Source organism: Hymenobacter actinosclerus, assembly GCF_900111515.1.
Taxonomy (GTDB): Bacteria; Bacteroidota; Bacteroidia; order Cytophagales; family Hymenobacteraceae; genus Hymenobacter; species Hymenobacter actinosclerus.
Genome location: NZ_FOHS01000005.1, coordinates 220,505 through 232,255, shown reverse-complemented (window position 1 = coordinate 232,255; position 11,751 = coordinate 220,505). Strand labels below are relative to the sequence as shown.

The window sequence follows — 11,751 nt, the reverse complement described above, 5'->3', positions numbered from 1 at the left end:
ACCGCGGCAGCCAGTACACCAGCGCGGCCTGTCGCGCCCGCATTGCCCAAGCGGGGGCCCTGCCCAGCTTCAGCCGGCCGGGTAATCCGTATGATAACGCCCAGGCCGAAGCGGGCTGGAGCACGCTCAAAACCGAGCTACTGCCCCCAGGCACCGCCTTCGCCTCGATCGAAGAAGCCCGCCTAGAAGTGGCCCATTACCTCGACACCTACTTCAACCTCGACCGTCGCCACTCTGCCCTCGGCTACCGCTCACCCCACCAATTCGAACATGACTTGAAAATCAACCTACCTTAGCGCACTGTCCGTTTTTACTGGACCACCCCAGAAGCAGCTCTCCCGCGTCGTCTAGCATCCATCGGTGGGCAAGCGTAGTCATAGCAGAATGTAGTGTAGAAATGTGTTTTATAAATCGGTTCGAGACTTCAGAACTTGTGGCACGCGTAAGTCCGTGTGCTGTCGGTGCATATTAGCAGGGCTAATCTCAAACCGGCGTCCACTAGTCGTTCGAAACGTATACCAAAAATTATATATTTTATGAATTTTAGCTCCTTCTAAGCAAGCAAGGTGTGAATCTATATTTGCGCGAGTGGCTCAGTAAGCTTGCTGATACTATTGCTATTGATTGTTGCTGCGGGAGCTTGGCGTGTTGCTCAACCTCACGACAAATCGTTTTGTGGACGATGATATCCCGACATAGAGCATGTCGTGGTCGTCCGTCTGCACCGCTTCGTGGGGCGGAGATGCTGCCAACTGAGCGAGGATATGCTGTGCGAGCTCTCTCGGTTTCCAGCTACGCACGTTTTCAAGGCTGCCGCAAAGCTCAGATGTTCTGTTGTTTAGGTCATGGCACAGTGTGTCCTCAACATCCAATTTTCTATTGAATAATGCAGCGCTCCTCATGAGGGTCAAATCGAATCGAGCTGGTGCGCTGCCCGGTGCGTGGTGCTGGCGGCGCTGATTCAGCGCGGCTATATACTCTTTATTGAGTAGCAACTGGAATTGATACTGTCCCACCTCTTGCGTGGCGGGCGGCACTACCTCATTCGCACTCACTCCGTCCCCAAGCAACATTATCGACCACACGCACACCCATTTCGCCCCGCGTCTAAAGAGGTGGCGCTGCCGTTTGGGCAGACACTGATAATCATGCATAAGTACCATCTTTAAGAGACATTTGACAAGCCTTCTCTTCTATGTAGGAGTTAGCTGGTATAGAGCACTTCAATAGACCTATATAAGGCGCAGACTAGCTTCGAAGGGGAATGGTAGAAATGCGGAAGTAGTCATAAAGGATGGCATCTACGGCATAGACCTGCTTTCCATTTTGAATGATATTGAAGTCGTGTGTTCGAAAGAAAGGTCCACTCACGAATTTATGCAGGTTTATACCGAACCAGTAGACCTGCCCATACGCCACGCGGCAACGGGTCTTCCAACCACGCTGGCGAGCGAGCTGGTTATAGGCAGCAGCAACCACATAGGAGTACATTTTACAATGCCCCACGGTACCCTCAACTATCCGGTTAGGGTTTGATAAGGAGTTGTATTCTGCCCGAAAAGACAGTGCGGTGGCAGTATTGGCTACCGCGCAATGGCGCAGTTCAGCGGCAGTCGTTGGGTTGGAAGTAGCAGTAAATTCGGCTAGATGCTGGGCATCCAGCTTCTGGTCGTATTCTCGGTAGCCAATTACCCGATAAGAGAGCCCAGCAACTCCTATTTGATAGGCAGTAAATATCACTATGAGGGCTGCCACAAACCGGAAAACAAGCTGCCTACTGTTCATGAGTGGCTAAGTAAGAGAGTTATATTCTAGTCTATTTCCTGCATCCATATATACTCGTCGCCCTTAAAATTGCCTCACAGTGGCATCTACTCTAAAGACCTTGCAAAGTATGAACTAGCAACTTTAAACCATCCCAAAACACCCAGAAAGCCCAGAAAATACCCCAAAGAATTCCGTGAGCTTTCCCAATCCAGAATCCAATAAGTGCGTACGAAACAAATGCTATTAGGTGCCCAGCCGTGGAATCCCGCTTCTCCGCCTCATCATTCCAAGCCATGATGCATGAAATTGCACTTATTCCTATTGCGAAATAGCCATATCTACGGCTCATATCACCTATGTCGATTAGGTAATTAATACCAATTCTTAGTCCAATCAGGGCTATAAACACAAATATACCTCTCCAAATTCCAACGAATATTGGTGTACCTCCTCCGACCTTGAAACGCTCTTCTTGGTAATCCTGTACAATACTTTGATTTGTTGACTGATATTTATGGCATTTCGGGCATTGATTGATTAATGCGCTATTCTCACTCTCTGCATAATATTTATGCTCACAATAAAAGCAATTCCAAATCATAATTTCAAGTTCATCGTTTTGAATTCGGCTTCATTACAGTCCTCAAATATAGTAACAGCAAATAGAAGTAAAACACATTTTTACGCGATAATAAAAATAATATTTTTATTGTTTAAAACACTACGAATCAATACTTTATAAAAACATTAGCAGCAGTGACATACTAGAAGCCAATCAATATTTAGCAGGCGCTATTTTTACTAGCATTTAGATACTCCATTTTGCATACGCCCAGAATGGTGTGGGACGTGTTGCCCGAATTAGCCCATCAGGTAGCAGAAAACCCCGTCCCGGAAAATAACTGAGTTTGGTAAAGGTCTCTCGGTCATTTTTAAATTCGATATACTGGAAAAGCAGAACACTATGCCTTTCCCGGCGCAAAGAGAATGGGTTAAAGGCATAGGTTAACCGAGAGTCTTCCCGTTGAAATTTGACAGCGAACTGCCGACTCTGACCCGGCTTCAACGTCTTCAGGCACTTAAGTACGACCGGCGAGGTTTTCAGGTAGCTGGCATCAAGCCAGAGCGGCTTGCCGCCACCGTTGAGGTAGTGTGCAACAATTTGAGCGGCTTCAGGTGAGATAACATGACCGGCAGTTGCTATCGTATTGTATAAAAGCTTGATTTCAATTCCATCTAGCCACGAAAGTCGATGCGCTAAACGACGCTCGTTCATGGCACGGAAATGAGCAGTCAGACCATCATCAAACAATTTACCTGCTGGAGAAAGCAGAAGAAGTGTAGCTATGGCGATAGTGACGGTTACAAGCCTCACACTTTGTACAAGCCGACGTTTCCAAATGCTCATTATGTACAGTTATAGTCTTTTGTTCACATCTGTTCTTCGACAGGGAGTCGGCACTCTATCTAGTAGTACCATATGCTGGAGATGCGAGGCACTGTCACAATACTCACGTAGAAGTCACAAGAGTACAGCCTGCCACCCATGCCGCCTCAATAAAGTTGGTGAACTCGGATGGCAGTAAATTTGCCCTTTACCGGTACCTATATCCAACGCATGTCGGGACTACCAAGAGTATGACCTACACTACGCTTCATAAAGCTGGGTCGAAAACCTAATTTCGAAACGTAGTGGCGGCACTCCAGTTCAACCTCACTCCTCTCCTACTAATGCGGTGCTATGTTGCTTACTTCGAGCATCACTCTCGGTAACGTGAACTGGAACGTCAGCAGTACAAGCACCGCTATCACCGGTAAGTGATATGACATCAACTCACTAAGCTGTACAAAGCTTAAAAGTCCTTTATTTGCAGTATAAACTTCATTTAGCCATCTCTTCCTCAATGAGTATCAACCAAGAAGCACTCGATGCATTAAACAATTCCCCCGACAAGAAAGCCATTGCCGCTCAACACCCAAAGGGACCTGTAGTTGTCATCAGTTCCGAACCGGGTTATTGTAGCGAAAAAATATTCCCCATCACTAACAAAGCTTTTGACCAGTTAAAAGGCTTAGGTGAAGCACCAACCGAAGAAATATCAAAGGAATTGAACGAAGCGATGCGAGGGGATAAAATAGATAATATAGTAGCTGGCACAATACCTGAAAAGAATATTTAACGGATAATAAAAGCGCCATCACTGATTTAGCTCGGTGACGGTGTTTTTATTCGCTGATAAAAATCTCGAATCGCATTATTAATATCTATAGTTGTTTCGATAACGGTTTACCCTGTCGTAAAGACGCGTATTGCGTCTTGTCGCCCCCGTCATTAAGCTGGTGTAGTTCAACCACGAGACACAACTAGGCGTCTCTACCTCAGGCTGGGTAAACCATTCGCAAAACCGCTATAAAGGCATCATTTGATTTGCCTTAGAAGTCTATACTGCTTAGCTCAGGTAAGTGTTATTAGAAAGATGACAACCTTAAGAATCACATTATTTGCAGTAGTAGATTTATAATGATACTTTTGCTATTTCCAGCACATAAATTCACACCATAAATTTCTGATGAAGAAAGTTCTACTATCCCTATTTGCAGCTGCAATTTTGACCGGCAGCTCATTAGCAGCACCAATTTCACCTTCGGAAAATCTAAATACATCTGAAATAGGTGGTATTGATGATGGCTGGTACGAAGCAACTGTAAAATATCGAAATCCTAGTACTTGGACAATGTCAACATACCGCCTAAATGTCAAAGTGCGATACGGTCGAGTAGTTGCTATTGATTTTGGTAATGGAGGTTCGATACATACGGGAATGAATAATGAAGGATATATTTTCGGCGGTGGTGATATTTACACCGATTCATACGGGAATACAACTTCCTCAGTGCGACTTACACAGGGCTCTAGGATGGTAATCTATGAAATTACGTTTTAAATAATTGCAATTATACTAAAACTTATAGGCTTGCATTTTCAACTGTATTGATTAACGTTCATAATTATTATGTATATAATATTCTCACATTGATTGACTAGATAGCTTACATGGATATACGTACTACCTATGAAACACAAGTTTTCGCAGTTTTCTCTGACGATAACATACGGCGCTATGACTCTTTTTCTGCCGCTCAGGCTGCTAATCCCCTCTTTATCGTCACCACTCAACGCATAGATGGTGAGAAAACGTGGGCTGGTCAAAACAGACGTATTCAGTATGAAATTTTTGACATAACCGGTAATCCTTCTGGCTTTGCTATGGGAAAATGGAAAACAAGTGCTGTCTGGACTACCAATATGGCTTTCATTCCTGACTTTATAAGTTGTGATATAATTGACCCTCACGGCTGCATTAGGGCAAAAGGTTTTCGCTCACGCAACCCTGCTGTCGAAAGCATTTCTAAGTATCTCCTGCCGATGATGAGGGAAGTAAGCAGTTGTGACGGATGGGATAGCTATGATATAATTCAGGAAAATAAGGTACTAAAGAAAATTATAGCAACCTTAAATCAAGAGCTTTTTCAGCTAAAAAATAAGTAGTTTTAGGGAGGTTTATGGCAGTTTCGCGAACCATAAACCCAGCCGGGTGTAGAGATGCATACTTGCGTTTTACCGTGCGCGCCGTTGGTCCGTCACCGTTTAACGAGCAGACGCAAATATGCGTCTCTACATCAAGCTGGATATACCGTTCGCGAAACCGCTATAGTTTTCAAACGGCGTGTTGTTATGATTGACCGCTCATTATGCTCTTAAGCACTCGTTATTTTCACTTTCAGGTGAGTAGTTTTGCCCTACCTTCTCACTCCATGACGAGGTTATCAGGTAGAATTACCATTTCCAGCGAAATAGCACATTCGGGGACAACGCATACATTATGCTGTTCCCAAATGTGCTAGTTGATGCCTATGTAATAGACAAGATACTACCCTATCTTGCAATTAAAAAGGGTCAGAAGATTATGAGCCTTCTTGATTCTGGTTCTAGTCCAGTACCTCCAACAGAACATTGAGCATAAGCTCCCTGCGGGTACCAAAAGACTCCTCAAGGTCGCGCAGCCAACAGCTTAGTACCGAATTGCTATGGGCAAAGCCTACAAACGTGATGTCTTCTCCGATAAGCCATTGAAACGCTGTGTTCAGGTGCAGCTCTTTGTATTGGAAATCGACCAATGTGTTAGATGGCTTGAGTCGGTAGTACAACTCAATACGTGTAATCATCCTATCGCGAACTGGGGCTAAATACATCACCTCCTTGGTGTGTTGCTGCATTGCATCGATAATGTCATATGCCTTAATGACATCGGCGCGGGTAACGTCCTTCTGGTTCATCACTCGAATATTCGCTTTAGTCCTGAATAAGGAGATTCAGCTTTCTTGTACGCATGCCTGCGAACACGCTGTATTTCTCATCAAGCATTTCCATCCAATACGATGGAGAGAATGATTGGCGGTCTTTCTTGCGGCGCTGCTGGTACAGAAGGTAGAAGGAGTTGAATATCGTGACCAAGGCAGTGTTAGAAGCCGCAGAATCGAGTATGTGTATCCACTCTTGTTCATCAGCGTAATCAAAACTGGTGAATGTAATGGAGTCGAACCTTTTCTCCTTGTGGTTCGTGGTTACGTCCATGTACAGCAACCGACAACCTTCATACTGTTGGAGGTCTTCCAAGAAGTGGTATAGCTTGATGGCATCGTGAATCTTTACAGCAGATGGCTCCATGCCAAGGAGCATCTTACGACTTAGCTGACCTTTCATTGCTTGAGGTTTTACAAATTCAGGAAATCGTTTTCCGAATCGCCAGTTATAGCCAGAAATCATATTTTGTTTTTTATAGCCCTGTATTTATTTTCTCAATAATTTATTCAGGGCATATACAGAAATATATTTCTATAGTATGAAAAGTTAAAATCAGACGCTGGTACGGTCTCCTCCTCTTTCTTCTTGCAGGCGCTGAACGTCATGAGCAACGCCAGCAGCAGGTCGTAATCTCTGGGCATAAAAAAAAGAGATTGTTTGGTTGACCTTGAATAACCTGTATTCAGAAAAAGCATATTCAAGAAAAAAGGCTCTACGGGTGAGGTAGAGCCTTTCTCTTAGTTAGAAGCCACATAACTGCTGTGGGATATCGTCTCGGTAGAGCTTGACCGTGCCATACTTACCATGGTTGGTTTCGTCGTACGCCACCCAGAGCAAAAGAACCTCCTAGAAGCGTTCGGGGAGAGGTGATGTACAGGTATAGGAAAGAAAAAGCTATGCTGCTTCATTTTCCAGAACGCTCATGAGCGCGTGTAATTTCACTTTTAGGTCATAGAGAAAGGAAACGTCTCTACCATCGAAGAAATGGTGAAGTTGTTTATCAGTCCAACACATATTGCCATATTCAGCGCCGGGAAAGTCCGCTAAAAACTCAGGATTGAGCTGCACCATGGCATGATACCGAACCACTAGCGTCCCGAAGCGGGCATCAGTGATGGTTACGAGTACGTGCTCCTCATCTTTTTTGTACACATTCATCTTCCCCGCACCGCTATGGAGCAGATGAAACATTGTGTGCACCTTCACACCATCACGGAACTCGAAGCGGCTCTCGCGGCGAATCTCATTTTTTAGCTCCCGCTCACGGTCTTCATCATTAGACCAATAGACTTTTACACCACGTTTTTTTGGATGCCACTCCCAGCCGGAAATTTTATCCTTTTCAGCGAATAGCTTTTGTACGTGTGCGTATTTTCTGGACTTCTTATACGTATCGATTTGCTTTTGCAATGGCTGTAAATACCGCTGCTCGATTTCCTTTAAAAAGGTCAGGAAGCCCGTCGCCGAGCATTCCTTCTTTACAACTACCAACGCATGGAGCTTTTGCTGCAATTGCGCTTGACTGAGGGCTTTCTTGTGCGTAGACGGGGCAGCAACTTGTTCTTTTTTCATCGTATTGAAATGATTGATTGGAAAAACTCCATTACCCATATCCGGGTAGTGGATTAGATTCCTCGCGGCTCGATTAAAACAACCCAATCACTTGCATGACCAGCCCTACATTATTTTCAATTCCCTCGGGAGTTCGATTAAAACAACAACACAAAGCAAATTCTATTATTTGACAAATACAACACTTCACTCTAATTTTTTTGAATAATTCATCTTATCAACAAACGGAATAATAAAAATAATATTTACTCCTTCTTCATCAATCAACTTAATATGTAGAGATATATTTCTACATATTATCAGCATAGGAGATATAATTTTATTTCAATCGCTTTCTAACATACACCGGCACCACATCCACCCCTCGCACCACCTGCCGCTTTTTAGCGGCTTTCCACTGCTTGTGCTGGTGGTAGTGGAGAAGATGTTGCCTTTGTGTGGTCGGTGGGGTGCCTATAACGGGGCTAGAAACAGGCTTATGATAAGGAGGAGATACATGGCTGGCTTTATAGCTATGTATCTCCCGTAGTAGCGTCAGGGATAATAATATTATTTAAATCGAGTACATCCCCTCTTCGTCGTTTAAGCCATTCATTGAGATAGTGCGCATCGTGTTCTCGTTGTCGCCCTTGTTGTGAAATAATTCCCGATGGTCCTTCGCGATGCCCCTCTTGAAAAGCTCGGTGAAATAGGCAAAGATATTAGTCGATTGAGATTCATCGAAGGACCTCTACCCCATGAGCAACGCCAATATGCCCGTTTGCAGGCAGTCGCACCGGTCGTCGGGATTATAGTAGGGCATCTTCTTAATCGTCTTATTTGCCAGCAGAATCAGCATTTTCTTGGCGTCGCGAGTGAGCTGGTCTTGATGATTGGACTTGATAGCTTCGGCGAGCAGGTCTTTGATTATAAAAGATAAATAGTATAATTATTTATAGTTACAGTCAGAGGTTGAAGAAAGTCGGGTCTGGAACTCTCAGTTAGCTTACGGAAGTATCTCCTCGGCAAAAAAGGTGGTTACCTATAAATAGAGAGTCGGACTGAGAGAGTAGTAAACCGGGACCAATCACGAACCCAACTCTCTATAAGTCCATCACTAATCAAATCACTCAGTCAATCCCCCACACACTCTTACCTAATAGGTAACCACCTTTTCAGATTCTTTCACACTACATATATCCATTCTCTTTTCCATCACATATACCTAATAGGTGACCACCTTTTGCCCATCATTGTGCGTCGCCTATAAATATTTTATTCATAGGCGACCACCTTTTAAAACTTTTTCCAGAAAAGGACTACAACCCTCGAAACGGGGTACTCGGCATTCCTATATAGTGTTGAACGTACGTAACAAAAAAACAAAACATATATGATTCAATTCTTCCACGAGGGTGAGGAGTACACCACTCGCCGCCGCTTGCAAGCCAAATACCAGCTTCCCAGCACTACGATACAATACATCTTGGAGAATGCCAAGGAGGTAAAGCGTATACAGGAGACGAATAAACATTATTTCCACAAGGCACAAGTAGAACACCTGCTCGACGCCCACGCGGCGCGTTAAATAAAAAATGGAACGAGTTCATAGCTCGTCCCATTCAAAAAAATCACATTCCATGTTATATATCTCAAATGCGAAAAGTTTTCAGGAGCTGATGAAAAAGAATGGGTATTCACGAACCCAGATAAAAAATCACCTTTGGGAATACCATTATGTGTTCACGCACGTGCTCGAACGAACAGAGTTACGAGGCAAAAATGTATTCGTAATAGTGAACGTATCCCGCCTAGATGAAAAGTTAGGCAAGATGAAGGTAAACGGCTGTTCCCAACGAGCTTCCAAGGTCATATTGGATGACCTGACCAAGTGGGACGTGCTTATCCGTGAGTACACGAACACAAAAGAGAAGGAGAAATACTCGACACGCGTGCGGCTAAAAGTGCATGATTCGGCGCTGGTGGATGGCTACGGTGAATGGATTTCCGACGACATACTACCCGGTCCAGATGGGGAAGTAGTGGAATACAAGGTGCTGACAGGCATTTACAAGCGTCTCCTTGACAATTTATCCATCCTTGATTTCGACGCCGCAGGAGCCCGAGCTTACGCCAAAAACGCACTGGATACGCGGAAAACACTGCGCGACAAGCGCGTAGACTATGTGTTGCATAAGAACCGGTTCGTGAACCGCCGCGTGTATGCGAGCTATGTCGATAAAATTACCAAGCTGGAAAAGCGCATTTGGTGCGCCAGCTCCGACGAGAATAAGACAAAACGCTTCTTTACTATCCTGCACTCCACTCCTGCCGCCATTCGCGATTTCGTGACTATAGCGGGCAAGAAATCGGTGGAGGTAGACATCAGCTCGTCGCAGTGCCTGATGCTCGCTATCCTGCTCAAAAGACATTATGGTGAAGAGTTGCCACGCGATGTGGCACACTATATCGAGCTATGCGAAACCGGCAGATTTTACGCGTACGTTCAGGAACTAGTGGGGGCGCAGTCGATGCAGCGTGAAGCCTTTAAACAAGAGTTTTTTGCCAAGATTTTCTACAGCAGCGAGCGGAAGCGGTACCAGTGGCGAACCATGTTCGCCGACACCGAGAAAGGCTTTCCAACTGTTTCTGCCTTTATCACTCAACAAAAATTGGGACCGGACAAGGATGCCTACAAGCAGTTCCCCGTCGCGTTGTCGGCGCTGGAATCGGAAATTATGCTGGAAGGGATTGCCACCCGCCTGATGAGCGAAGCGGTGACGGAGTTCTATACTGTTCACGATGCCTTCTACTGCACCGAGGACGTGCGCGGGCGGGTGAAAGAGGTCCTGTTGGAAGTATTCGCGCAGTACGGGGTAAAGGCGCACGTGAAGGAGAAGCCGCCCTTTTCGGTAGCGGAAGCAGTTGCTCCCTCTGGGGTGGTTGTACCAGCTATAACGATGCCGGTAGCGCCCGACTGGCTGGATGAGGTGGAAACGCAGTCGATGAATACGCCGGAGCCTGTTGCCAAGCTGGCGGCATTGGTGGAGGAAGAGGTTGAAGGGGAACCAGCGTCCCCGGCAAGACCAAGCGGCATGGATGCCGCTTTGGAGCACATTAAGGCGCTTTTCGCGGGCATTGATGACGAGCATAACGAGCCGCCAGCAGAACCCATAGCGCAACCAGCACCCGCGCCAGTGCCGCGCAGTGACGACGAGCAAATAGCATGGATACTGGCAAAGTTGGAACGCCATGAAGCCAGCGTCAGCGAGCTGGAATTAGAATACTAGAACCACACGGAATAGAAACAAAAAAATATGACGAATAAAATGTCGAAAAACAGTGACACTGGCTGGCTCATGTCGGATTTGAGCACATGGAAAGAGCTGATTGAAGACTTAAGAGTCTACCAAGGTCTTGGTGCAACATTGGATGGAAGCGCGAAAAACCTTCTGCTCTATACCAAACAGGAGTTGAAGGAAGACCCCATTCTCGCAAACGAAGGAACGGTTGATACTCTAAGTAGTTATTTAAGTCGCTTAAAAAAGTATCACAGTGGTTATTCCTTAGACGAACTACTCACACTCGTAGATGAGGATGGTCTCCTATAGCAGTTTCGCGAACGATACGCCCTGCTGTAGAGACGCAACATATTGCGTCTCGTCGTTGCTGATGTTGTTTGTACAGTACGGTCGTTCAACAATGAGACGCAATATGTTGCGTCTCTACAGCAGGGAGGATTCACTGTTCTCGAAAATGCTATATAAGATTGAACAACTGCCAGTGCCAGAGATAGAACCTGAGTTAGAAGTTGAAATAACCGAATTAATGGATGCTGTATTATTCAAAAAAAGTCAAGGCATAAGCACTATCAATGAAGAAAATAAAATCGACGCATTAGTCATGCTTGAATACAAGTTACAGCCGAGTGATGCATAAGAAATCCTGACAATTTTAAATATTGGACTGTTAGAGATAAATGAGATTACAAGCAGTTTAAAAGCATTATCATTAAGGTTTTAGCTTATTACTTAAGACTAAATTTTGAAACAATTCACTGTATATTG

15 protein-coding genes are annotated in these 11,751 nt (G+C 45.0%); 9 read left to right on the top strand and 6 right to left on the bottom strand.

The window, feature by feature from the left end; all coding sequences use genetic code 11:
- Positions 1-296 (top strand): integrase core domain-containing protein (locus tag BMY67_RS16975; protein WP_143069902.1); only part of this gene is annotated, 296 nt, incomplete at its 5' end.
- A 952-nt stretch (positions 297-1,248) separates the two neighbouring features.
- On the opposite strand, the gene BMY67_RS16965 is transcribed toward BMY67_RS16975, so the two are convergent.
- The 3 genes from BMY67_RS16965 to BMY67_RS19170 form a co-directional block, all read right to left on the bottom strand.
- Positions 1,249-1,755 (bottom strand): hypothetical protein, encoded by a 507-nt coding sequence (locus tag BMY67_RS16965; protein ID WP_143069901.1) that lies wholly within the window; start codon positions 1,753-1,755, stop codon positions 1,249-1,251.
- Between the two features lie 121 nt (positions 1,756-1,876).
- A complete protein-coding gene (locus BMY67_RS19175) occupies positions 1,877-2,368 on the bottom strand; it encodes a hypothetical protein (protein ID WP_143069900.1) in 492 nt (163 codons plus the stop codon).
- Positions 2,369-2,575: 207 nt separating this feature from the next.
- Positions 2,576-3,175, bottom strand: coding sequence for a hypothetical protein (locus BMY67_RS19170; RefSeq protein WP_143069899.1), 600 nt, complete (start codon positions 3,173-3,175; stop codon positions 2,576-2,578).
- Between the two features lie 496 nt (positions 3,176-3,671).
- Here BMY67_RS19170 and BMY67_RS19165 point away from each other — a divergent pair, with 496 nt between their 5' ends.
- From BMY67_RS19165 to BMY67_RS19155, 3 genes are all read left to right on the top strand, one after another.
- Positions 3,672-3,947: a hypothetical protein gene (locus BMY67_RS19165; RefSeq protein WP_143069898.1), complete on the top strand. Its 276-nt coding sequence runs from the start codon at positions 3,672-3,674 to the stop codon at positions 3,945-3,947.
- Positions 3,948-4,337: 390 nt separating this feature from the next.
- Positions 4,338-4,712, top strand: a complete 375-nt coding sequence (locus BMY67_RS19160; protein WP_143069897.1) for a hypothetical protein — start codon at positions 4,338-4,340, stop codon at positions 4,710-4,712.
- A 110-nt stretch (positions 4,713-4,822) separates the two neighbouring features.
- Positions 4,823-5,317: a hypothetical protein gene (locus BMY67_RS19155; RefSeq protein WP_143069896.1), complete on the top strand. Its 495-nt coding sequence runs from the start codon at positions 4,823-4,825 to the stop codon at positions 5,315-5,317.
- Positions 5,318-5,757: 440 nt separating this feature from the next.
- On the opposite strand, the gene BMY67_RS16960 is transcribed toward BMY67_RS19155, so the two are convergent.
- From BMY67_RS16960 to BMY67_RS16950, 3 genes are all read right to left on the bottom strand, one after another.
- Positions 5,758-6,105, bottom strand: a complete 348-nt coding sequence (locus tag BMY67_RS16960) for a hypothetical protein (protein ID WP_092773880.1) — start codon at positions 6,103-6,105, stop codon at positions 5,758-5,760.
- A gap of 16 nt (positions 6,106-6,121) precedes the next feature.
- Positions 6,122-6,595: a hypothetical protein gene (locus BMY67_RS16955; protein ID WP_143069895.1), complete on the bottom strand. Its 474-nt coding sequence runs from the start codon at positions 6,593-6,595 to the stop codon at positions 6,122-6,124.
- A gap of 432 nt (positions 6,596-7,027) precedes the next feature.
- Entirely contained in the window at positions 7,028-7,705 is a 678-nt protein-coding gene (locus BMY67_RS16950; protein WP_092773876.1) for a hypothetical protein, read from the bottom strand.
- Positions 7,706-8,354: 649 nt separating this feature from the next.
- On the opposite strand from BMY67_RS16950, the gene BMY67_RS16945 reads away from it, so the two are divergent.
- From BMY67_RS16945 to BMY67_RS16925, 5 genes are all read left to right on the top strand, one after another.
- Complete coding sequence (locus BMY67_RS16945) at positions 8,355-8,624, top strand: hypothetical protein (protein ID WP_092773874.1); 270 nt, start codon at positions 8,355-8,357, stop codon at positions 8,622-8,624.
- Between the two features lie 453 nt (positions 8,625-9,077).
- Positions 9,078-9,272 carry a hypothetical protein gene (locus BMY67_RS16940; protein ID WP_092773872.1) on the top strand — a complete coding sequence of 65 codons (195 nt, stop codon included), beginning with the start codon at positions 9,078-9,080 and terminating at the stop codon, positions 9,270-9,272.
- Positions 9,273-9,324: 52 nt separating this feature from the next.
- Complete coding sequence (locus tag BMY67_RS16935) at positions 9,325-10,974, top strand: hypothetical protein (protein WP_092773870.1); 1,650 nt, start codon at positions 9,325-9,327, stop codon at positions 10,972-10,974.
- A gap of 27 nt (positions 10,975-11,001) precedes the next feature.
- Positions 11,002-11,295, top strand: a complete 294-nt coding sequence (locus BMY67_RS16930; protein ID WP_092773868.1) for a hypothetical protein — start codon at positions 11,002-11,004, stop codon at positions 11,293-11,295.
- Between the two features lie 145 nt (positions 11,296-11,440).
- Positions 11,441-11,623, top strand: a complete 183-nt coding sequence (locus tag BMY67_RS16925; protein ID WP_177189902.1) for a hypothetical protein — start codon at positions 11,441-11,443, stop codon at positions 11,621-11,623.
- Positions 11,624-11,751: the final 128 nt, after the last annotated feature.

Excerpts from the sequence above, each read along its gene's own strand:
- BMY67_RS19175 (WP_143069900.1), bottom strand. The coding sequence starts at position 2,368 with ATGATTTGGAATTGCTTTTATTGTGAGCATAAATATTATGCAGAGAGT.
- BMY67_RS19170 (WP_143069899.1), bottom strand. The coding sequence starts at position 3,175 with ATGAGCATTTGGAAACGTCGGCTTGTACAAAGTGTGAGGCTTGTAACC.
- BMY67_RS19165 (WP_143069898.1), top strand. The coding sequence starts at position 3,672 with ATGAGTATCAACCAAGAAGCACTCGATGCATTAAACAATTCCCCCGAC.
- BMY67_RS19160 (WP_143069897.1), top strand. The coding sequence starts at position 4,338 with ATGAAGAAAGTTCTACTATCCCTATTTGCAGCTGCAATTTTGACCGGC.
- BMY67_RS19155 (WP_143069896.1), top strand. The coding sequence starts at position 4,823 with ATGGATATACGTACTACCTATGAAACACAAGTTTTCGCAGTTTTCTCT.
- BMY67_RS16960 (WP_092773880.1), bottom strand. The coding sequence starts at position 6,105 with ATGAACCAGAAGGACGTTACCCGCGCCGATGTCATTAAGGCATATGAC.
- BMY67_RS16955 (WP_143069895.1), bottom strand. The coding sequence starts at position 6,595 with ATGATTTCTGGCTATAACTGGCGATTCGGAAAACGATTTCCTGAATTT.
- BMY67_RS16950 (WP_092773876.1), bottom strand. The coding sequence starts at position 7,705 with ATGAAAAAAGAACAAGTTGCTGCCCCGTCTACGCACAAGAAAGCCCTC.
- BMY67_RS16945 (WP_092773874.1), top strand. The coding sequence starts at position 8,355 with ATGGTCCTTCGCGATGCCCCTCTTGAAAAGCTCGGTGAAATAGGCAAA.
- BMY67_RS16940 (WP_092773872.1), top strand. The coding sequence starts at position 9,078 with ATGATTCAATTCTTCCACGAGGGTGAGGAGTACACCACTCGCCGCCGC.
- BMY67_RS16935 (WP_092773870.1), top strand. The coding sequence starts at position 9,325 with ATGTTATATATCTCAAATGCGAAAAGTTTTCAGGAGCTGATGAAAAAG.
- BMY67_RS16930 (WP_092773868.1), top strand. The coding sequence starts at position 11,002 with ATGACGAATAAAATGTCGAAAAACAGTGACACTGGCTGGCTCATGTCG.
- BMY67_RS16925 (WP_177189902.1), top strand. The coding sequence starts at position 11,441 with ATGCTATATAAGATTGAACAACTGCCAGTGCCAGAGATAGAACCTGAG.